We start from the raw sequence: 20325 nt of genomic DNA, 5'->3' as shown, positions 1-20325 counted from the left end.
TCACGCCTTGCTGTAGCGCGAGTCCCCGAAGCCGAGGATCAGGTACCCGATGTACGGGAAGAGGAACAGCAGGAAGAACGAGAAGACCCCGCCCTTGCCGAAACGTCCACCGAGCTTGAACGCGACGATGATGGCCAGGATCAGGTTCGCGACAGGGATGAGGTACAGCAGCGCGAACCAGCCGGAGAGGCCGGCGATCTTCACCAGGAAGACGAGGTTCACGAACGGGATGATGGCGAGGATTCCCGGGTACCCGGCCTTGGTGAAGACCTTCCACAGGCCGACCGCGACGAGGATGTAGAAGACGAGCGCGATCAGGCCGGTGGTACCCGAGAAGATCGACGCATAGAGATCGGAGATGCCGTTGTTGTCCACGGTGCACTCTTTCTGTGTATGAGCTGTGTCGTGGCGATCCTACTGATACGCCGTCCCGGCCGCCGGTGACCGGGCCGATGACCGGCCGACCGCCCCCGTAGAATGGGCGGGTTCCCCATTTCCCAGATCAGAAGGAATACTCCGTGCTTCGCACCCACTCGGCAGGCTCTCTGCGAGCCGAGCACATCGGTCAGACCGTCACCCTCTCGGGTTGGGTCGATCGCCGTCGTGACCACGGAGGAGTCGCTTTCATCGATCTGCGGGACGCCTCCGGCATCGCCCAGGTCGTCATCCGCGACGAGGAGATCGCGCATCCGCTGCGCAACGAGTTCGTCCTGAAGGTGACCGGCGAGGTCTCGCAGCGCCCCGAGGGCAACGCGAACCCGAACCTGCCGACCGGCGAGATCGAGCTCATCGCGACCGACGTCGAGGTGCTGAACGAGTCCGCTCCGCTCCCCTTCCAGGTCTCCACGGCTCTCGCCGACACCGAGACCGTTGGCGAGGAAGCACGCCTGAAGTACCGCTACCTCGACCTGCGCCGCCCGGCCCCCGCCGCCGCCCTGCGCCTGCGCTCGAACGTCTACAAGGCGATCCGCGACGTGCTGCACGCCGACGACTTCACCGAGGTCGAGACGCCCACCCTCACCCGCTCCACGCCGGAGGGCGCCCGTGACTTCCTGGTTCCCGCGCGCCTGAGCCCCGGCAGCTGGTACGCACTGCCCCAGTCACCTCAGCTGTTCAAGCAGCTGCTCATGGTGGGCGGCGTCGAGAAGTACTTCCAGATCGCCCGCTGCTACCGCGACGAGGACTTCCGCGCCGACCGTCAGCCGGAGTTCACGCAGCTCGACATCGAGATGAGCTTCGTCGACCAGGAGGACGTGATCGCCCTCATGGAGTCGCTCATCGTGGCGATGTGGGCGACCATCGGCGTCGAGGTGCAGACCCCGCTGCCGCGCATGACCTACGCCGAGGCGATGGCCAAGTACGGCTCCGACAAGCCCGACCTGCGCTTCGGCCTCGAGCTCGTCGAGGCGACGGAGTACTTCAAGGACACCCCGTTCCGCGTCTTCCAGGCCGAGTACGTCGGCGCTGTGCGCATGCCCGGCGGCGCGAGCCAGCCGCGCAAGCAGCTCGACGCCTGGCAGGACTGGGCCAAGCAGCGCGGTGCACGTGGCCTCGCCTACGTCCTGTTCAACGAGGACGGCACGCTGGGCGGCCCCGCAGCCAAGAACCTGTCGGAGGCCGAGCAGGCCGGACTCGCAGAGCTCGTCGGTGCAGAGCCGGGCGACTGCGTGTTCTTCGCCGCCGGCGACAACAAGCAGAGCCGGGCACTGCTCGGTGCGGCTCGCGTCGAGATCGGTCGCCGCCTGGGCTATCTGAACCCCGACGAGTTCGCCTTCACGTGGGTCGTCGACGCTCCCATGTTCGAACCGGCGGCCGACGCGGTGGCCTCCGGTGACGTGGCAGTGGGCGCTGGCGCCTGGACGGCCGTGCACCACGCGTTCACGGGCCCCAAGCCCGAGTTCGAGGACACGTTCGACACCGACCCCGGATCGGCCCTCGCGTACGCGTACGACATCGTGTGCAACGGCTCCGAGCTCGGCGGCGGGTCGATCCGCATCCACCGTGAGGACATCCAGAAGCGCGTGTTCGAGGTCATGGGCATCAGCGACGAGCAGGCCGACGAGCAGTTCGGCTTCCTGCTCGACGCGTTCAAGTTCGGCGCTCCGCCCCACGGTGGGATCGCACTCGGGATGGACCGCGTGCTGCAGCACCTGACCAAGACCGAGTCGATCCGCGAGGTCATCGCGTTCCCGAAGTCGGGCAACGGCTTCGACCCTCTGACCTCCGCTCCCGCTCCGATCACCGATGCGCAGCGCGCCGAGGCCGGCGTCGACTTCGAGCCCGAGGACGAGGACTGAGTCCAGCCGCCTCGCGCGAGCACAGGCACACACGCCGGATCAGGCGGTTCTGCGAGGAACCTGCCTGATCCGGCGTTTCTGCCTGCGGCGGCGTCGCTTCGTTCAGCCTGCGATCGATGCGAAGGCCGGGACGATGTTCTCGTTCCACACGTCGACGCCGAGCTTGCCGATCAGCGCGATCACGACCACGAGGAACACGACGCGGATGAACGTGGTCCCGCGCGAGATCGCCATGCGTGATCCGAGGTAGCTGCCCGCGACGTTCGCGATCGCGAGGATACCCCCGAGCAGCCACAGCACGGCGCCGTGCGGGATGAACAGCATCAGCGCCCCCGCGTTCGTCGCGAGGTTGACGATCTTGGCCTTGGCGCTCGCCTGTAGGAAGTCGTAGCCGAGCAGCGCGACGAGTGTGATCACCAGGAAGGTACCGGTACCAGGGCCGATCATCCCGTCGTAGAAGCCGATGCCGAGTCCCGCTGCGCCCGCCATGATGTGGTGCTTGTGCCCATGGAAGCGCAGCTGGGTCGCCGCCCCCATCTGCGGCCGGAACGCCGTGAACAGGGCCACAGCGAGCAGAGCGATCACGATGATGGGTTTGAACGCGGCAGGGGGCAGCACGGTGGCGACAGCCGCCCCTCCGAAGGAGCCGATCAACGCGATGATCGCCATCGGCAGGGCGGTGCGCAGGTCCGGTTTAGCTCGTCGGTAATAGGTCGCACTGCTGGTGGCCGTGCCGAAGACCGAGGCGAGCTTGTTCGTCGCGAGCGCCTGCACCGGGGAGATGCCGGGGATCAGCAGCAGCGCCGGCAGCTGCAGCAGCCCTCCCCCGCCCACGACCGCATCGATCCAGCCGGCGCAGAACGCGGCGATCACCACGAGCAGCAGCATCCCCCAGGTGAGCTGCTCGAGTCCGAGCACGGCGCCGATATCCACCTCGCCATGATTCCAGAGAGTCGACGCCGCCCTCGCATCCGCCGACAGACTCATCCGCTGACAGACTGGAGCCATGCTCGAAGCCCTCCCGCTGCCCCACCCCTTCGAATCGCGCGTCGGCACCGCGCTCCTGCGCCGCGCGACGGTCGACGACACGGATGCCGTGATCGCCCTCCTCGCCGACGACCCGATCAGTGCGGCCCGCGGCGATGTGGCATCCGCCGAGGACCGCCCGGCCTATGAGCGCGGTCTCCGCGAGATCCTGGCCGAGCCGTCGAACGACCTGCTCGTGGTCGAGCTCGACGGTGCGGTGGTCGGCACGTTGCAGCTCACCTCGATCCCGGGGATGGCGCGTCGCGGTGCACGGCGGCTGCTGGTCGAGGCAGTACGGGTGCAGAGCAGTCTGCGCTCGTCGGGCATCGGTTCCGCCGTGATGCGCTGGGTCGGAGAGGTCGCCGCCCCAGCCGTCGACGCATCGATGGTGCAGCTCACCTCCGACGCCGCCCGCGTCGATGCCCACCGCTTCTACGAGCGGCTCGGCTACGTCGGCTCGCATCGCGGCTTCAAGTACACGGTTTCCCAGAGCTGAAGCCCCGGCGGCCCCGACCGGACAGCACCCAGCCACCATCCGTTCACCTGACCCGCGACGGGCGGCAACCTCCGCCTCATAGTGTCCTCTCGCAACCCGACACCGGCTCACAGCGCCGGACACCGAGAGGACACTCATGGCTCGCTTCACCCGCCGCGCGCGCATCGGCGCCGGCATCGCCCTGGCCACCACGGCCGCACTCGCGCTCACGGCCTGCTCCGGCGCCGCTGACGCCACCGGCGGCGGCAGCTCCGACGTCGACGCCTCTGCTGCGACCTCGGTCGCCGACTTCGGCACGTTCGCCGACCTCGAGGCCGCGGCCAAGGCCGAGGGTTCACTCAACGTCATCGCGCTGCCCCGCGACTGGGCCAACTACGGCGAGATCCTCGACCTCTTCGCCGAGAAGTACCCCGAGATCACGATCAACGAAGCCTCCCCCGATGTCTCCAGCGCCGAGGAGATCCAGGCCGCCAAGACGAACGAGGGTCTCGACACCGCACCCGACGTCTTCGACATCGGCCTCACGGTCGCCCTGCAGAACACCGATGTCTTCGCGCCGTACAAGGTGCAGACGTGGGACGACATCCCCGACGAGCTGAAGGAGCCCACCGGCCTCTTCGTGGGCGACTACGGCGGGTACATGTCGATCGGCTACGACTCGTCGAAGTTCGAGGCTCCCGCCGAGCTCTCCGACCTGCTCTCGGCCGACTACAAGGGCGCCGTCGCGATCAACGGCGACCCGACCCAGGCCGGTGCCGCGTTCGCCGCTGTTGGCCTCGCCACCGTGCAGTCCGACGGCACGCTGGACGACTTCCAGCCGGGCATCGACTTCTTCTCCGAGCTGCAGAAGGCCGGAAACCTGCTCAAGGTCGACGTGACCACCGCGACCATCGCCAGCGGCGAGACCCCTGTCGTCTTCGACTGGGACTACCTCAACGCCTCGCACACGGCGGACAACAAGGACTGGAAGGTCGTCGTGTTCGACGGCACGGGCTACGCCGGGTACTACAACCAGGCCATCAACGCCGACGCCCCGCACCCGGCGGCTGCCCGCCTGTGGCAGGAGTTCCTCTACAGCGACGAGGTGCAGAACCTGTGGCTGAAGGGCGGCGCCCGTCCGGTGCGCATGGAAGCGATGACCGACGCCGGCACGATCGACGCCGACCTCGCCGCCGCGCTCCCCGAGGCTCCGGAGGAGACCGTGGTCCCGACCGAGGAGCAGTCGACGAACGCCGGCACGCTGCTCGGCGAGAAGTGGGCCGCGGCGGTCCAGTGACCACCCTCACCGCAACGGGGGCGGACGCTGCGGCGTCCGCCCCCGCCACCCCCGCCGGGTCCTCGCAGCACGCGAGGGCCCGGCGGTCCGCTCCGTCCCTCGCCTGGCTCGGGCTCGTGCCCTTCGCCGCCTATGTCGTGCTCTTCCTCGCGGTGCCGACGATCCTGGCCATCGGCTCCGGCTTCTTCACCAAAGACGGCTCCTTCACCTGGACGAACATGTCGGCCCTCGTCGACCCGGTCGTGCTCAACACCTTCGCCAACTCGGCCGGCCTCTCGTTGCTCACCGCCGTGGTCGGGGCGCTCGTCGGCGCCCTCGTCTGCTACGCGCTCCTCGGCATGGACCCCGAAGGCCGCACCCGCTCGGCCGTGGATGCCGCCGCGGGTGTGCTCGCGCAGTTCGGCGGCGTCATGCTCGCCTTCGCCTTCATCGCGACCATCGGCATCCAGGGCGTCGTCACCGTGTTCCTGAAGGACACCTTCGGCATGAACATCTTCGAGAACGGCACCTGGCTCTACGAGCTGCCCGGCCTCGTACTCCCCTACTTCTACTTCCAGATCCCCCTCATGGTCATCACCTTCATGCCTGCCCTCGCAGCCCTCAAGCCGCAGTGGGCCGAAGCCAACCTCACTCTCGGCGGTACCCGCGCGAGCTTCTGGCTGCGCATCGGCATCCCCGTGCTCGCGCCCTCGTTCCTCGCCAGCCTGCTGCTGCTGTTCGCGAACGCGTTCTCGTCGTACGCCACCGCCGCCGCTCTCGCGAGCCAGGGTGCCCAGATCGTGCCGCTGCAGATCCGCACGGCGCTCACGAGCGAGACGGTGCTCGGTCGGGAGAATCTCGCCGGCGCGCTTGCGCTCGGCATGATCGTGATCGTCGGGATCGTGATGGCCCTGTACTCCCTCGTGCAGCGACGCGCGGCGAGGTGGCAGTCGTGAACCGGCTCGGCCCCTCCCGCACGACCCGGTGGGTGATCGGCGTCCTCGTGGGCGCGTTCTTCGCGGTGCCCCTGGTGTCGACGTTCCTCTTCACGCTGCGCGACCCCGCCGGCGGACTCTCGTTCGCCCGCTGGATCGCGTTGTTCGACCCGGCGGCCGCAGCCACCCTCAAGCCGATCTGGACCGGTCTCGGCAACTCGCTCGTACTCGCCGTGGTGACTGTCGCCATCGTGCTGCTGCTGCTCGCCCCGACCATGATCCTGGTGAACCTGCGCTTCCCGAAGCTCAAGCCCGCCTTCGAGTTCGCGGTGCTGCTGCCCATCTCGATTCCCGCCATCGTGCTCGTGGTCGGCCTCGCGCCGATCTACCTCCAGATCGGGCGGGCCCTCGGCACGGGCACCTGGACTCTCGCCTTCGCCTACGGGATCACCGTGCTGCCGTTCGCGTTCCGCTCCATCCAGGCGTCGATCGATGCGGCCGATCTCCGGACGCTCTCCGAAGCCGCGCGGTCCCTCGGCGCGAGCTGGCCGACCGTGGTGCTGAAGGTGCTCGCCCCGAACCTCCGACAGGGGCTGCTTGCCGCGTCCCTCATCTCCATCGCCGTGGTGCTCGGAGAGTTCACGATCGCCTCGCTCCTGAACCGCCAGGTGTTCCAGACGGCCATGGTCGTGGTGAACAAACAGGACCCCTACGCGCCGGCCATCTTCACGCTGCTCGCGCTGGTGTTCGTCTTCCTCCTGCTCCTCGTCATCGGTCGCGTCGCCCGCGGCACCGGAAAGGCCCGCTCATGACCGTCGACCACGCGCTGCCGCGCACCAAGGACAATCTGCTGCTCGCCCAGGCGGGCGAAGGCACCCGTGTCGAGCTGCAGGGCATCGTCAAGAGCTACGCGGGCAACCGTGTGCTCCACGGGGTCGACCTCGACATCGCCCCCGGCGAGTTCGTCTCACTCCTCGGGCCCTCCGGGTGCGGCAAGACCACGTTGCTGCGTGTGCTCGCCGGTCTCGAAGGCGCGGACGAAGGCGCCGTGCTGCTGGGTGGCGGCGATGTGTCGCGAGTGCCCACGAACAAGCGCGACATCGGCATGGTCTTCCAGTCGTACTCGCTCTTCCCGCACCTACGGGTGGCCGAGAACACGGCATTCGGCTTGCGGCGACGCGGCGTCGGCAAGGCGGAGGCCTCACGGCGCGCGGTCGACGCCCTCGCCCTGGTCGGCCTCGCCGACTTCGCGGATCGGTTCCCCCACCAGCTCTCCGGCGGCCAGCAGCAGCGCGTGGCACTCGCACGAGCGCTGGTGACCGAACCCAAGGTGCTGCTGCTCGACGAACCGCTCTCGGCGCTCGATGCGAAGGTGCGCGTGCAGCTGCGCGACGAGATCCGCCGCATCCAGCTGAGGCTCGGGATCACGACCGTGTTCGTCACGCACGATCAGGAAGAGGCTCTGGCCGTCTCGGATCGGATCGCGGTGATGAACGCCGGCCGCATCGAGCAGATCGGTTCACCGGAGCAGCTGTACACGATGCCCTCCACGGCCGGGGTGGCGGCGTTCGTCGGCCTGTCGAGCGTCGTGTCGGGCGTCGCCGAGGGCGATCACGTCATGGTGTGGGGGCAGCGGCTTCCGCTGCAGTCTCCGGCGGACGGACCGGTGGACGTGTACCTGCGCCCGGAGAACGTCTACTTCGCCTCCGAAGCCGACGCCGCAGCCGAGGCCCTGGTCGAGGAGAGCACCTTCCTCGGCAGCATGCGTCGCACGCTCGTGCGCACCGAGTCCGGCGAACTCGTCCGGGTGCAGCATGCGCCAGGAACTCATCCGGCCTTCGGCGACCGGGTGCGCATCGCGATCGCCCCGGAGCCCGTGGCCGTGCATCCGCGCGGCTGACTCACCGCTCTTCCCCTGACATACCCCGGGCGCTAGCGTGAGGGCCGAGGGGCGGGGTTCCCTTCATCCGAGAGAGAAAGGACGCCTCATGGCAGGCAAGTTCGAGCTGTACACCGACAAGTCCGGCGAGTACCGGTTCCGCCTGAAGGCCGGCAACGGCGAGGTCATCGCCATCAGCGAGGGCTACTCGTCGAAGTCCGCCGCTCTGAACGGCATCGACTCCGTGCGCCGCAACGCCGCGGACGCCGAGGTCGTCGAAGCCGACTGAGCTCGAGACCCACGTTTCACGCCGAGACCCCCTGTTGCAGACGTCTGCAACAGGGGGTCTCGGCGATTGCGATGGGTCTCGGCGAACCGGATCTCGTGTCAGAGCACGCGGGAGAGGAAGTCCTTCGTGCGCTGATGCTGCGGGTTGCCGAGCACCTCACGCGGGTCGCCCTCTTCGACGATGTAGCCGCCGTCCATGAAGATGAGCCGGGATCCGACCTCGCGGGCGAAGCCCATCTCGTGCGTGACGACGAGCATCGTCATCCCCTCGTCGGCCAGCGAGCGCATGACCTGGAGCACCTCGCCGACCAGTTCGGGATCGAGTGCCGATGTGGGCTCGTCGAACAGCATCATGTCGGGGTTCATGCACAGCGCCCTGGCGATCGCCACGCGCTGCTGCTGCCCTCCCGAGAGGTGCCCGGGGTAGGCGTCGGCCTTCTCCGCCAGACCGACCCGCGTGAGCATGGCATGGGCGATCAGCTCGGCTTCCTTCTTCGACCGCTTCTTCACGCGCTGCTGAGCGATCGTGAGATTGCCGAGCACGCTGAGGTGCGGGAAGAGGTTGAAGCTCTGGAAGACCATGCCGATGCGGGTGCGCACGCGGTCGATGTCGACGTCGGGGTCGGTGATGTCGATCCCCTCGATGAGGACCTTGCCGCCGGTCGGCTCCTCCAGCAGGTTCACCGAGCGCAGCAGCGTCGACTTCCCCGATCCCGAAGGTCCGATCACGCACACGACCTCTCCCTTGGTGACGGTGAGGTCGATGCCCTTGAGCACCTCGTTGTCGCCGAACGACTTCACGAGCCCCTGCACATCGATCGCGGGGGCGTGGACATCAATCAGGTCGGTGATCATCGCTGCCTCGACATCCGTCGCTCCAGCCACGCGCTGAATCGCGTGAGCGGGATCGTCACGATCAGGTACAGGATCGCCGCCATGATCAACGGCGTTCCGTTCGCGTTCTGCGTGCTGGCATCGCGGGCGAACGTGGTGAGCTCCTTCGACCAGATGAAGGAACCCGCCACGAACAGCAGCGACGTATCCTTCAGCAGCAGCACGAACTCGTTGGTCAGGGGCGGGATGATGATCCGGAACCCCTGCGGCACGATGATCCAGAACGTCGTCTTCATGGGCGACATGCCGAGCGAGCGGGCCGCCTCGGTCTGCCCCTTCGGAACGGCCTGGATACCCGCGCGGATCGTCTCGGCCATGTAGGCCGAGGCGACCAGGACGAGACCGATGAGCCCGAGCACGACCGGCCCACCGAGCTTCGTCCCAGGCACGCCCAGGGCGATCGGCAGGATGAAGGCGATGCCGAAGATCGTGAGGATCGCCGGCAGACCACGGAACAGCTCGATCCAGACCGTCGCGATCCAGCGGAACGGCGCGATGGTCGACAGTTTCATCAGCGCCAGCACGACGCCGAGGACCAGGCCGCCGGCGAAAGCGACGGCCGTGAACCATAGCGTGTTGACCAGGGCCGTGGTGATGATCCCGGGGAACATCTTCGCCGCGACTTCAGGATTGAAGAACAGCGGTCCGATCTTCGCCCAGTCGGTGCTCACGATCGCCCAGACGGCGATCGCGATCAGCACGACGTAGACCGTGTAGCGATACAGCTTGCTCTTGGTGGTACGCCTCAACGCCATCGTCGAGGTCCTCCCGCTCTACCGATCCCGCCGGTCACTTGGCCGCGAGGTACTCGTCGTAGATCTTCTGATAGCCGCCGTCGTCCTGGAGCTCCTTGAGCGCCTTGTTGACCGCATCGCGCAGCTCGTCCTTCTCGCCCTTGGCGAAGGCGAAGCCGTACGACTCGTCGGTCGGGTACGTCTCGACGATCTTGTAGTCGGGGTCGTCCTGCTCGTGCACGTAGTTGACGGGCTGGTCCTGCAGGATCGCGTCGATCTGCCCCGCCTGCATGGCGGGCCACAGCTCGCCATCCGAGGGGTACTGCACGAGCTGCGCGCCCGGTGCGTTCTCGCCCGCGTAGGTCTCGCCGGTGGTGCCCTGCTGCACGCCGACGTTCTTCCCGTCGAGGTCGTCGATGGACTTGATGTCCGAGTCGGCGCGCACGAGCAGCGACTGCAACGAGTCGACGTACGGGTCGGAGAAGTCGATGTTCGCCTTGCGCTCATCCGTGATCGTCATCGCCGAAGCGCCGATGTCGCACGTGCCCGCCGCGAGAGTCGTGCCCGACTGCAGGGCGTCGAAGCCCACGTCCTGCACGGAGAGCTTCAGGTCGATCTTCTCGGCGATCGCACTGAGCAGGTCGATGTCGAAGCCCGAGTAGCCGGTCTCGCTGGAGGGGTCCTCGACCTCGAACGGCGGGTAGGGGACGTCGGAGCACACGGTGAGCGTTCCGGCCTCGACGAGGCCGTACTTGTCGTCGGCGGCGGGAGCGTCACTGCTGCCCGCGTCGGACGATCCGGTGGCGCAGCCGGCGAGCGCGAGGGTGGCCGTCGCCACGAGGGCGAGACCGGCGATGAGGTTGCGACGAGGCATGTCGGCTCCTGTGAGTCGAGGGCACGGAGGCCCGCTGACGGGTAGGAGTTCATCTAAACATGCGGCTCGTCGCGTGACCAATGACATCCACGTCCGCGCACATTACGTTTGTGTTGCGAGTAGGCCCCGATCACACGTGGAAACCGAGTTTCTGAGCCGGCGCGACGCGGTCTCAGACCTCGAAGTCGACGGCGACTCGGGAGGCGACCACCGAGCGGATGTACGTGGCGACCTCGGCGTGCGCGGGATGCACCTGATACTCGTCGATCGCTTCGACCGACGCGAAGTCCGCGACGAGCGTGACGTCCCAGTTCGCCTCCGGGTAGGCGACGTTGGCCCCTGCCGAGATGGTGAGCAGCTGCGGCACGACGCCGTCGAGCGCGTTGAGGCGGCGGGCGACTTCCGCAGCCTGCGCCGCGCGCTCGGCAGCATCTTCGGAAGCGAGCTTCCAGGTCACGACGTGGCGGATCGTCATAGCGCTTCCTTCACTCCGGTCTTCGCCGCCCCGTCACGGAGAGCGCCCTCGAGCGCCTCACGCAGTCGATCGGGTGCCACGCGCCAGTGCGCATGCAGCTCGCCGTCGATCAGGACCACGGGGATCTTCTCCCACCACAGCTCGTACAGTGCGGGGTCGTCCTGGATCGACGCCTCGACGATCTCGATCTGCTCGGCTGCGGCGTCTGGCAGTTCGGCGACCACCGCGTCGATGACGTCGGAGGCGACGTCGCACAGGTGGCAGTCGGGCTTGCCGATCAGAGTCAGCGTGGTCACGCCGACGGCACCTCGACCGCGCGGCCCTGGGCGATCCACTCGCCGGTCCCGCCCTCGACGTTCGTGGCGTCGTAGCCGCGCGACTCGAGCGCCTCGACCACACGCGCCGATCGACCGCCGGCCTGGCAGATGACGTCGAACGCCTCGCTCGGCAGCTCCTCGAGACGGTTGCCGATCTCCGACATGGGGATGTTGACGGCGCCGGGGACGTGTCCCGCGGCGAACTCGTCCACTTCCCGTACATCGATGAGCGGGGTAGCGGTGCGCTCGGCGAGCTCGGTGACGGTGATCGACTTCATGACAACCTCTCGGCAGGACGGAGATGGGGCCGGAGACACAAAGCGCCCGTCCGAAGACAGGCGCTCGTGTCTGGTCGCTTACTTCTTGTTGCGACGCTGGTGGCGAGTCTTGCGAAGCAGCTTGCGGTGCTTCTTCTTCGCCATGCGCTTGCGGCGCTTCTTGATGACAGAACCCACGGAAACCTCACTAAGTCAGTGGCTGGGTGTCTCCGAAATCGGACACCCGGGTACGGGCACGGAAAATGCCTCGGGTCAGTCTAGCAAACCCGAAGGCGTGGGCTGTCACACGCGCCTTCCGCCCGAGGGCGGCCGAGCATGGGACAGCCTGCGACGTCAACCGACGTCGGCGATGGGTCGCTGCAGCGCATCGGCCACAGCGGACTCCGGAACACGATAGCTGCGGCCGAAACGGACGGCGGGCAGCTCCCCAGCATGAACCAGCCGGTACACGGTCATCTTGGACACGCGCATCAGCTCGGCGACCTCAGCAACCGTGAGGAATCGGACGTCAGGAACCTCGGGCATCCCACGTACCCCTTTCTCGATGTGCACACTCTATGTGGTAGCTGGGACACGTGTAAACCTCTGTGACCCGTGTGATCAGTGAGGCATCGCGGGACTCTGTGAGGCGCCCAGCCGGCGCATAGGCATTCTGCGGGCTTCGCTCAATCGCGACTGGCAGAGTCATCGCAGGTCTCGTGCGGCACCGCCGAGTCCGCCCCCCGGGTGTGGGGACCCGCACCTCTCCCCTGACGGCAAGCCCCCCGTGTCGTCAGGGGAGAGTCGTTGCGGGGATCGCCCGAACGTCAGGCGCCGAGGCGCTTGAGGGCCGACGCGACCACATGCTTCGCGGATGCCGCCGCGCGTCCGACGACCTCGGCCGCGTGGGCGGCGCTGTCGGGAAGCGAGGCACCCGGGTATGCGATGTCGGGCGCACCATCTCCGAAGGCATCCACCAGGAACGGCACCAGCCAGTCATCGACGACCTCGAGCGGCTCGACCGCGAGGCTGTAGAAGCGACGCTGTCCGTCCTCGCGCACGGTGACGAGTTCGGCATCGCGGAGCACCTTGAGGTGCTTCGACACGGTGGGCTGGCTGATACCCAGATCGGCGACGATCTGGCTGACGCTGGTGCCGGTCTCTCCTTCGGTCGTGCGCCGCAGCAGGAGCTGGAGGATGTCTCGCCTCGTACCGTCTGCGATCACGTCGAAGATGTCCGTCATGAGTTCAGGGTAGTCGTCCCCGGCACGGAGTACCATGACGAAGGCTCGGCGACAGGCGCCGTGCCGCCGCCCGAGGCAGGGCGTGCGACGACACACAGGGGGCAGCGATGTCGGGCATCGTTTCGGCGTCGTCCCCGCGCGAGAGCCTGAAGAGCGCAGCCGGCTGGGTCAAGCACCTCGTGACGTCATCGCCGTCGCGCTTCGCGATCGTGATCTTCGCTCTGCTGATCCTCGTCTTCACGGTGCTGCTCTCCCTGCCCATCGCCTCCGCGTCCGGCAGGGTCACCCCCCTCAGCGATGCGCTGTTCACCGCCGTCTCCACCATCTGCGTGACGGGACTCGCCACCGTCGACATGGCCAACTACTGGTCGCCCTTCGGACACGTGCTGATCTTCCTCGGCGTGAACATCGGCGCGCTGGGCGTGCTGACCCTCGCATCGCTCATGGGAATGCTGATCTCGAAGCGTCTCGGTCTGCGAGCCAAGCTGATGGCGGCAGGCGACACGAACCCGATGCGCGCGCACGGCGGTGTCGTCAACGAGAGCCAGACCGTGCGACTCGGCGAGGTCGGCCAGCTGCTCACCACGGTCGCCGTCTCGGCGCTGATCATCGAGGCGTCGCTCGCGATCCTCCTCTACCCCGCCCTCGTGATGGCCAAGGTCGACCCGATCGCGGCGCTCTGGGAGGCGCCCTACTTCGCGGCGATGGCGTTCACGAACACCGGATTCGCGCCGAACGACGGCGGCGTCGCCGTCTTCGCCGACGACTACCTGGTGCTCTCGCTCCTGATGGTCGGCGTCTTCCTCGGCAGCATCGGCTTCCCGGTCATCTACACCCTCGCCAAGCATGTCTGGCATGTGAAGCGCTGGTCCCTGCACTCCAAGCTCACCATCGTCACCACCGTCCTGCTCTTCATCCTGGGTGCGGCCGTCTTCGTGATCCTCGAGTTCAACAACCCGAAGACCTTCGGCTCGATGGATGCCACCGACACCACGTTCCAAGCCTTCTTCCTGTCGGCGATGACACGCTCCGGCGGCTTCAACGTGATCGAGATGGACGACCTGAACGGCTCGTCCCTGCTCGCGGCGAGCATGCTCATGTTCGTCGGCGGCGGCTCCGCCTCGACCGCGGGCGGGATCAAGGTGACCACCCTCGCCGTCCTCGCCATCGCCGTCTGGTCCGAGGCCAAGGGACGCCAGTCCGTCGAAGCCTTCGGTCGCCGCATCCCCAGCGACGTGCAGCGCGTCGCCCTCAGCGTCGTCGCGTGGGGAGCGACGATCGTCGCGCTGTCGACCATCGTGATCGCGCAGATCACCAAGGCCGATATCAGTCACGTGCTCTTCGATGTGATCTCCGCGTTCGGTACCGTCGGTCTCTCGACAGGCCTCACCGGCGAGCTGCCGGATTCCGCCTCCTACGTCATGGCCGCGACGATCTTCATGGGCCGCGTTGGTACAGTGACTCTCGCCGCGGCGGTCGCCGCGACATCGCGAACGCAGTACTACTCACTGCCCGTGGAAAGGCCGATCGTTGGTTGAAGTCCTCCGGGGCGACGCTCCCGTCCTCGTCATCGGCCTCGGCCGGTTCGGTGCCGCATGCGCCGGTGAGCTCGACCGCCTCGACCGCGAGGTGCTCGCGATCGACGACAACCTCGAGCTCGTGCAGAAGTGGTCCGACCGCGTCACGCACACCGTCCAGGCCGACGCCAAGAACATCGACGCCCTGCGGCAGATCGGCGCGCAGGACTTCCAGGTGGCCGTCGTGGCCGTCGGCTCCTCCATCGAGGCTTCGGTGCTCATCACGGCGAACCTCGTCGACCTCAAGGTCCCGCAGATCTGGGCCAAGGCGGTCTCGCAGTCGCACGGCAAGATCCTGGCGCGCGTCGGCGCCAACCACGTCATCTACCCCGAGCGCGAGGCCGGCGAGCGCGTCGCGCACCTCGTCTCCGGGCGCATGCTCGACTTCATCCGCTTCGACGATGACTTCGTGCTCGCCAAGATGTACCCGCCGAAGTTCATCCGCGGCGTCGGCCTGAACGAGTCCGGCGTGCGCTCGAAGTACAAGGTGACCGTCGTGGGCGTGAAGAGCCCGGGCAAGCCGTTCCGCTACGCCGAGGCGAACACCATCGTGACCAACCACGACCTGATCATCGTGTCCGGTACGAACAGCGACATCGAGCGGTTCGCCGGCCTCGACCGCTGACGTCTCCCTCCCGCCTTCCGAGCGACTCCCCCTCGCGGCGGATGCGCGACGCCCGGCGGCCGTGGTGGGATGGGGCCATGACCGACCCCACAGCGGCCCCGCCCGTCCTCGCCCTTCGCGGGCTTCGCAAGCAGTTCGGGCAGAAGGTCGCCGTCGACGGTCTGTCCCTCGACGTGCCGCCCGGATCCATGCTGGGCCTGCTCGGGCCGAACGGCGCAGGCAAGACCACGACGCTCGCGATGGCCACCGGACTGCTCCGCCCCGATGCCGGCACGGCGTGGGTGCTGGGCGCCGACGTGTGGCAGAACCCCGCCGAGGCGAAAGCCCGCATGGGTGTGCTCCCCGACGGCATCCGCATGCTCGATCGTCTCAGTGGAGCAGAGCTGCTGCGATACACCGGACTGCTGCGCGGCATGGCAGAGGCCGACGTCGTCTCGCGGACGGGTGACCTGCTCGAGGCGCTGGGGCTCGCAGAGGCGCGAGACACCCTCGTCGTGGACTACTCCGCCGGCATGCGCAAGAAGATCGGGCTCGCCTGCGCGCTGATCCACGCTCCCCGCCTGCTCATCCTGGATGAGCCGCTGGAGGCCGTCGATCCCGTCTCGGGCGAGACGATCCGCCAGATCCTGCGCTCGTTCGTCGACGGCGGCGGCACCGTGGTGCTGTCGAGCCACGTGATGGAGCTCGTCGAGTCGATGTGCGACCGGGTGGCCATCGTCGCCGAGGGGCGCCTGCTCGCGCACGGTCCGCTCGACGAGGTGCGAGCCGGACTCTCGCTTCAGCAGCGGTTCCTCACGCTCGTCGGGGCGCACGATCTCGGGACGGAGACGCTCGCATGGTTGCGCTCCTCGTAAGCCTGCGCTGGCGGCAGCTGCGGCATCAACTGTCGCGGAACCCGTGGATGATCGTCACCCTGATCATCACGGGGATGATCGCCCTCGGGCTCCTCGCCGGACTCGCTGCGGGTCTGGTCGCTCTGCGCTTCGCCGCACCGGAGGGCGCTGTCACCGCCATCGTGCTCACCGGGTCCGTGCTCGTCCTCGGATGGTGGATCGGCTCCATCCTGGTCAGCGCCGACGACTCCCTCGCCCCCGAGCGCTTCGCCCTGCTGCCGGTGACCGCCCCCTCCCTGTTGCCGGGCTTCGTCGTCGCCGGAGCCACGACCATCGGCGGCATCGGGACCACGGTCGCCCTGCTGCTGATGCTCCTCGGCTGGTCGGTGAGCCTTCCCGCAATGCTCACCGCGGTGATCATGATCCCGGTGGCGGTCGTGACCTGCGTGCTCGGTGCCCGCGTGGTGAGCGGACTGCTCGCCGGATGGCTGGCCCGACGCAGCACCCGCGACCTGGTGCTGACCCTCGGGGTGCTGCTCGCCGCCTCGTCCGGCCTCATCCTCAACCTCGGGATCGGGGCGCTCACCACCGTGACGGACGTCGGGGGTGCCTTCGCCTCGGTTGCCGACATCGCCGCCTGGACGCCGTTCGGCGCCGTGTTCGGGGTGTCGGCATCGGCAGCGCAGGGCGACGCGCTCACCGCGACGCTGCGATTGCTGATCGCCCTCGCGACGGTCGTGGTCCTGTGGTGGGCGTCTCAGCGGCTGCTCGCCGCCCGGCTCGTCTCCCCCATCCAGAGCAGCGGCGGTGGACGGGTGCGCTCCGGCGGTCTGCTCGATCGACTGCTGCCGGCGAACCCGATGGGTGCGATCGCCGCACGATCTCTGCACTACTACCGCCGCGACCCGCGGCAGCTCGTCAACATCGTGATGCTCCTGCTGCTGCCCGCGATCTTCATCGGCATCGCGCTCATGAACGGCCTGCAGGAGGAGTCCCTCGGTTTCGCCCCCGCGATCACACTGATCCCGGCGATCAACGCTCTCCTCGCCGGGACGATCGTGCAGATGTCGATCGCCTATGACAACGATGCCGTCGCGGCGCACGTCCTCACGGGTGTGTCCGGGGCGGCGGACCGTGCCGGGCGCCTGCTCGGCTTCGGGATGATCGCGGTGCCGGTGACGCTCGCCCTGTGCGTGGCGACCTGCCTCCTCGCCGGGCGGCCGGATCTGCTCCCCGGCAGCATCGGCGCATCCCTCGGTCTCACGGCGATCGCTGCAGGGGCCGGCGCCTGGGTGGGGAGCTTCCTTCCGGGCCGTGCGCCCGCTCCGGAAGCCAATCCCTTCGGGCGCGGATCATCCGGCGGGGTGCAGTCGCTGCTCGCGATGATCATCATCGGACCCATCACGCTCGTCCTCGGAGCACCCGCATTCGGGTTCGCCATCGCGGCGATCTGGAGTCCCACGCTCGGCTGGATCAGCCTCGCGTGCGGACTCGCGTTCGGCGGCCTCGCGCTCTGGGGAGGGACCGTGCTGGGCGGGAAGATCCTGGATCGCCGCTGGCCCGAGGTGCTCGCCGACGTGTCCAGCGAGAGTTGAGCGCGGACGGATCCCACGCGACACGCAGGCCCCGGGCGCCAGGCCTCCCGCGACATCAGGCCCGACGGGTCAGGCGTCGATGTCGAGGACGACCTCGATCACGTCGTCCACCCCGAGGCCCTCGCTGTCCTGCAGCGTCTTCTTGATCGGCACGATGTAGCCGCCGTCCTTCGGCCACAGCGCCGTGGCCACGGTGGTGGTGCCTACGGAAACCCTGGCCGGGATCATGCCCCAGCCATAGGTCACGACAGAGGCGATCTCGTGGATCATCTCGCTCTCGGCAGGCGGCACGGTGACGAAGTGGAAAGGCGCGGGCCCGCGCCAGTACCAGATGGGTCCCTCGATCCTCAGCCGCATGGTTCAGGCTCCGGCGGCGAGCTCCCTGGCACGCGCGAGTGCGGCGTCCGCAGCCTCCGCGAAGGTGCGATCGAGGCGTGCTTCCTGCAGCACGGCGACCGCCCGCTCCGTCGTCCCCTTCGGGCTCGTGACCCGACGGCGCAGCTCTGCAGGAGCCTCGCCGGAGGCGTCGAGCAGGGCCGTCGCCCCGATGAACGTCTGCTCGACCATGAGCCGCGCATCCGCATCGGTGAAGCCCATGCCGACGGCGGCCTTGGTGAGCTCCTCGATCAGCAGGTACACGTAGGCCGGTCCCGATCCCGAGATCGTGGACAGCGCGTCGATCTGCGACTCGGGAACCTCGACGACGGCGCCGACGGTCTCGAACAGACGACGGACGAGGGCGATGTCTTCGGCGGGAACCGCGGCACCGGCGGCGAGCCCCGTCACTCCCTTGCGCACCGTCGACGGCGTGTTCGGCATCGAGCGGATCACCCTCGCCTCCGAACCCAGCACATCGGCGAAGGTCTGCAGCGTGACCCCGGCGGCGACGCTCACCACGATCGCATCAGCGGCGAGGTGCGGGGCGATCTCGCGGAGCAGGTCCGGCACCATCGCCGGCTTCACGCCGACGAGCACGATCCGCGCACCGGCAGCCGTCTCGACGTTGCCCTCCGGCCGATCGGCGAGCGCGATGCTGGTGACCTCGTCGAGGCCGGCGAACGCCTCTGCCTTCTCCGCCGTGCGGTTCGTCGCGGTGATCCCGCCATCGATGCGGACGCCCGAGGCGACCACTCCGCGGAGGATCGCACCGCCCATCGAGCCGGCACCGAGGAAAGCGAGCGAAGGAAGCGAGTCAGACATGTCGTCATCCTACGGCGGGCACTCCGACATCCCCGGGCGGGCGGTTCTAGACTCGTCCCATGAGTGCATCCGGAGGCAACAAGGCCATCGTCGCGGCGTTCCTGGCGAACATGGGAATCGCCCTCGCGAAGTTCATCGCCTGGGCACTCTCCGGCTCCGCCTCGATGCTCGCCGAGGCCATCCACTCCGTCGCGGACTCCGGCAACCAGCTGCTCCTGATGCTGGGCGGACGCAAGGCTCGGCGCGAGGCCGACCGCGCGCACCCGTTCGGCTACGGTCGCGAGCGCTACGTCTACGCATTCGTCGTGTCGATCATCCTGTTCTCGGTCGGCGGTCTCTTCGCGATCTACGAGGGCGTCGAGAAGCTCACGAATCCGCATGAGCTCGACAAGACGTGGTGGTGGCTCCCGCTCGTGGTGCTCGCCATCGCGATCGGGCTCGAGTCGTTCTCGTTGCGCACAGCCGTGCGGGAGAGCAACCTCGTGCGGGAGAAGGGGCAGTCGTGGGTGTCGTTCGTGCGCCGCTCCAAGGCACCCGAGCTCCCCGTCGTGCTGCTGGAGGACGTGGGCGCCCTGACCGGCCTCACGTTCGCCCTACTCGGCGTCGGCCTCACGCTGCTCACCGGCAATCCGATGTTCGACGCACTCGGCACCGTGATGATCGGTGTGCTGCTGGTGCTGATCGCGATCGTGCTGGGTGTCGAGACGAAGAGCCTCCTGGTCGGCGAGGGCGCCACCCAGGCCGACCACGACCGCATCGTGGATGCGATCAACGCCGGCGACGAGATCGAGAAGATCATCCACATGAAGACCCTCTACCTCGGCCCGGACGAGCTGATGGTGGCGGCGAAGATCGCCCTCAACGCGGACAAGCCGCTGCGGGAGGCCGCCGACGACATCGACGCGATCGAGGCTCGGATCAGGGAGGCCGTGCCTGTCGCGCGGGTCGTCTACATCGAGCCCGACGTCTACCGCCCCGCGATCGACCCGGAGCCCTCGACCGACGTCTTCGTGCTGAAGTCGTCGGACTGAACGTCGTCGGACTGAACGGGGACCGCGTTCAGCGCCGCTGCTCGAAGAACGAACGCAGCAGCGCGGTCGCAGCCTCAGCCTCGACGCCGCCGACCACCTCGGCACGATAGGGCAACCGTCGATCGCGCAGCACGTCGTACATCGATCCGGCAGCACCGGCCTTGTCGTCCCATGCTCCGAACACCACACGACTGATGCGTGCCTGCAGGACGGCGCCGGCGCACATGATGCAGGGTTCGAGGGTCACCACGAGTGTGTGCTGCTCGAGATTCCAGGACCCGACCACTGCCGCCGCGCGACGGAGCGCCTCGACCTCGGCGTGCCCCGTCGGGTCGTGGGTCTCCTCGCGAGTGTTGCGTCCCTCCGCGATGACCCGGCCTTCGGGATCGAGGACCACCGCTCCGACCGGGATCTCGGATGCCATGGCCGCTTCGGTGGCGAGCTCGAGGGCACGCGTCATCGCGCGTCGGTCGGCTGCGGTCATGCGTCGAGC

Annotated in this window: 26 protein-coding genes; 12 read left to right on the top strand and 14 right to left on the bottom strand. The window is 68.0% G+C overall.

What is annotated here, in order from left to right; all coding sequences use genetic code 11:
* Positions 1-375, bottom strand: a complete 375-nt coding sequence (locus AAY78_RS05385; protein WP_046747313.1) for a DUF5684 domain-containing protein — start codon at positions 373-375, stop codon at positions 1-3.
* A gap of 143 nt (positions 376-518) precedes the next feature.
* Between AAY78_RS05385 and aspS the strand changes: the two genes are divergently transcribed.
* A complete protein-coding gene (aspS, locus tag AAY78_RS05380) occupies positions 519-2297 on the top strand; it encodes an aspartate--tRNA ligase (protein WP_046747312.1) in 1779 nt (592 codons plus the stop codon).
* A gap of 102 nt (positions 2298-2399) precedes the next feature.
* Here aspS and AAY78_RS05375 read toward each other — a convergent pair whose 3' ends face one another.
* Positions 2400-3185, bottom strand: a complete 786-nt coding sequence (locus AAY78_RS05375; protein WP_046747432.1) for a sulfite exporter TauE/SafE family protein — start codon at positions 3183-3185, stop codon at positions 2400-2402.
* A gap of 118 nt (positions 3186-3303) precedes the next feature.
* Between AAY78_RS05375 and AAY78_RS05370 the strand changes: the two genes are divergently transcribed.
* The 6 genes from AAY78_RS05370 to AAY78_RS05345 all read left to right on the top strand — a co-directional run bounded on the left by AAY78_RS05370 (position 3304) and on the right by AAY78_RS05345 (position 8177).
* Positions 3304-3819 carry a GNAT family N-acetyltransferase gene (locus AAY78_RS05370; protein WP_046747311.1) on the top strand — a complete coding sequence of 172 codons (516 nt, stop codon included), beginning with the start codon at positions 3304-3306 and terminating at the stop codon, positions 3817-3819.
* A gap of 136 nt (positions 3820-3955) precedes the next feature.
* A complete protein-coding gene (locus AAY78_RS05365) occupies positions 3956-5095 on the top strand; it encodes an ABC transporter substrate-binding protein (RefSeq protein WP_046747310.1) in 1140 nt (379 codons plus the stop codon).
* Positions 5092-6030 (top strand): ABC transporter permease, encoded by a 939-nt coding sequence (locus tag AAY78_RS05360; protein ID WP_046747431.1) that lies wholly within the window; start codon positions 5092-5094, stop codon positions 6028-6030. The genes AAY78_RS05365 and AAY78_RS05360 overlap by 4 nt, the downstream gene beginning before the upstream one ends.
* Complete coding sequence (locus AAY78_RS05355; protein WP_046747309.1) at positions 6027-6821, top strand: ABC transporter permease; 795 nt, start codon at positions 6027-6029, stop codon at positions 6819-6821. Before AAY78_RS05360 ends, AAY78_RS05355 begins: the two co-directional genes overlap by 4 nt.
* Positions 6818-7909 carry an ABC transporter ATP-binding protein gene (locus AAY78_RS05350; RefSeq protein ID WP_046747308.1) on the top strand — a complete coding sequence of 364 codons (1092 nt, stop codon included), beginning with the start codon at positions 6818-6820 and terminating at the stop codon, positions 7907-7909. The genes AAY78_RS05355 and AAY78_RS05350 overlap by 4 nt, the downstream gene beginning before the upstream one ends.
* Before the next feature lie 88 nt (positions 7910-7997).
* Positions 7998-8177, top strand: coding sequence for a YegP family protein (locus tag AAY78_RS05345; protein ID WP_021198051.1), 180 nt, complete (start codon positions 7998-8000; stop codon positions 8175-8177).
* Positions 8178-8275: 98 nt separating this feature from the next.
* Here the strand turns inward: AAY78_RS05345 and AAY78_RS05340 are convergent, their stop codons facing one another.
* The 9 genes from AAY78_RS05340 to AAY78_RS05305 form a co-directional block, all read right to left on the bottom strand.
* Entirely contained in the window at positions 8276-9031 is a 756-nt protein-coding gene (locus AAY78_RS05340) for an amino acid ABC transporter ATP-binding protein (protein ID WP_046747307.1), read from the bottom strand.
* The gene (locus tag AAY78_RS05335) at positions 9028-9825 is read right to left on the bottom strand and encodes an amino acid ABC transporter permease (protein WP_046747306.1); all 798 of its coding nucleotides are present in this window, start codon (positions 9823-9825) and stop codon (positions 9028-9030) included. The genes AAY78_RS05340 and AAY78_RS05335 overlap by 4 nt, the downstream gene beginning before the upstream one ends.
* 34 nt (positions 9826-9859) lie before the next feature.
* Positions 9860-10678 carry a basic amino acid ABC transporter substrate-binding protein gene (locus AAY78_RS05330; protein WP_046747305.1) on the bottom strand — a complete coding sequence of 273 codons (819 nt, stop codon included), beginning with the start codon at positions 10676-10678 and terminating at the stop codon, positions 9860-9862.
* 172 nt (positions 10679-10850) lie between these two features.
* On the bottom strand, positions 10851-11153 hold the full coding sequence (locus AAY78_RS05325) for a Dabb family protein (protein WP_046747304.1): 303 nt from the start codon (positions 11151-11153) through the stop codon (positions 10851-10853).
* Entirely contained in the window at positions 11150-11449 is a 300-nt protein-coding gene (locus AAY78_RS05320) for a glutaredoxin family protein (protein WP_046747303.1), read from the bottom strand. Before AAY78_RS05320 ends, AAY78_RS05325 begins: the two co-directional genes overlap by 4 nt.
* Entirely contained in the window at positions 11446-11748 is a 303-nt protein-coding gene (locus AAY78_RS05315) for a rhodanese-like domain-containing protein (protein ID WP_046747302.1), read from the bottom strand. The genes AAY78_RS05320 and AAY78_RS05315 overlap by 4 nt, the downstream gene beginning before the upstream one ends.
* A gap of 78 nt (positions 11749-11826) precedes the next feature.
* On the bottom strand, positions 11827-11925 hold the full coding sequence (locus AAY78_RS19495) for a 30S ribosomal protein bS22 (RefSeq protein WP_003792170.1): 99 nt from the start codon (positions 11923-11925) through the stop codon (positions 11827-11829).
* Positions 11926-12081: 156 nt separating this feature from the next.
* Positions 12082-12273, bottom strand: coding sequence for a helix-turn-helix domain-containing protein (locus tag AAY78_RS05310; RefSeq protein WP_017204627.1), 192 nt, complete (start codon positions 12271-12273; stop codon positions 12082-12084).
* Between the two features lie 281 nt (positions 12274-12554).
* Positions 12555-12971 carry an ArsR/SmtB family transcription factor gene (locus AAY78_RS05305; RefSeq protein WP_046747430.1) on the bottom strand — a complete coding sequence of 139 codons (417 nt, stop codon included), beginning with the start codon at positions 12969-12971 and terminating at the stop codon, positions 12555-12557.
* Between the two features lie 107 nt (positions 12972-13078).
* Between AAY78_RS05305 and AAY78_RS05300 the strand changes: the two genes are divergently transcribed.
* The 4 genes from AAY78_RS05300 (at position 13079) to AAY78_RS05285 (ending at position 17601) form a co-directional block, all read left to right on the top strand.
* A complete protein-coding gene (locus AAY78_RS05300) occupies positions 13079-14509 on the top strand; it encodes a TrkH family potassium uptake protein (RefSeq protein ID WP_046747301.1) in 1431 nt (476 codons plus the stop codon).
* Positions 14502-15173 (top strand): potassium channel family protein, encoded by a 672-nt coding sequence (locus AAY78_RS05295; RefSeq protein WP_021198064.1) that lies wholly within the window; start codon positions 14502-14504, stop codon positions 15171-15173. The genes AAY78_RS05300 and AAY78_RS05295 overlap by 8 nt, the downstream gene beginning before the upstream one ends.
* 77 nt (positions 15174-15250) lie before the next feature.
* Positions 15251-16027: an ABC transporter ATP-binding protein gene (locus tag AAY78_RS05290; protein WP_046747300.1), complete on the top strand. Its 777-nt coding sequence runs from the start codon at positions 15251-15253 to the stop codon at positions 16025-16027.
* On the top strand, positions 16009-17601 hold the full coding sequence (locus AAY78_RS05285) for a hypothetical protein (protein ID WP_046747299.1): 1593 nt from the start codon (positions 16009-16011) through the stop codon (positions 17599-17601). Before AAY78_RS05290 ends, AAY78_RS05285 begins: the two co-directional genes overlap by 19 nt.
* Before the next feature lie 69 nt (positions 17602-17670).
* On the opposite strand, the gene AAY78_RS05280 is transcribed toward AAY78_RS05285, so the two are convergent.
* Positions 17671-17958 carry a DUF1905 domain-containing protein gene (locus tag AAY78_RS05280; RefSeq protein WP_046747298.1) on the bottom strand — a complete coding sequence of 96 codons (288 nt, stop codon included), beginning with the start codon at positions 17956-17958 and terminating at the stop codon, positions 17671-17673.
* A gap of 3 nt (positions 17959-17961) precedes the next feature.
* The gene (gene proC, locus AAY78_RS05275) at positions 17962-18801 is read right to left on the bottom strand and encodes a pyrroline-5-carboxylate reductase (RefSeq protein WP_046747297.1); all 840 of its coding nucleotides are present in this window, start codon (positions 18799-18801) and stop codon (positions 17962-17964) included.
* Positions 18802-18860: 59 nt separating this feature from the next.
* On the opposite strand from proC, the gene AAY78_RS05270 reads away from it, so the two are divergent.
* On the top strand, positions 18861-19832 hold the full coding sequence (locus AAY78_RS05270) for a cation diffusion facilitator family transporter (protein WP_046747296.1): 972 nt from the start codon (positions 18861-18863) through the stop codon (positions 19830-19832).
* 28 nt (positions 19833-19860) lie between these two features.
* On the opposite strand, the gene tadA is transcribed toward AAY78_RS05270, so the two are convergent.
* Positions 19861-20316 (bottom strand): tRNA adenosine(34) deaminase TadA, encoded by a 456-nt coding sequence (gene tadA / locus AAY78_RS05265; RefSeq protein ID WP_046747295.1) that lies wholly within the window; start codon positions 20314-20316, stop codon positions 19861-19863.
* Between the last annotated feature and the right edge of the window lie 9 nt (positions 20317-20325).

It is taken from the genome of Microbacterium sp. Ag1 (assembly GCF_001005635.1).
GTDB classification, from domain to species: Bacteria; Actinomycetota; Actinomycetes; order Actinomycetales; family Microbacteriaceae; genus Microbacterium; species Microbacterium oxydans.
The sequence above is the reverse complement of the archived record's forward strand: the minus strand, read 5'-3'. Positions and strand labels throughout refer to the sequence as shown.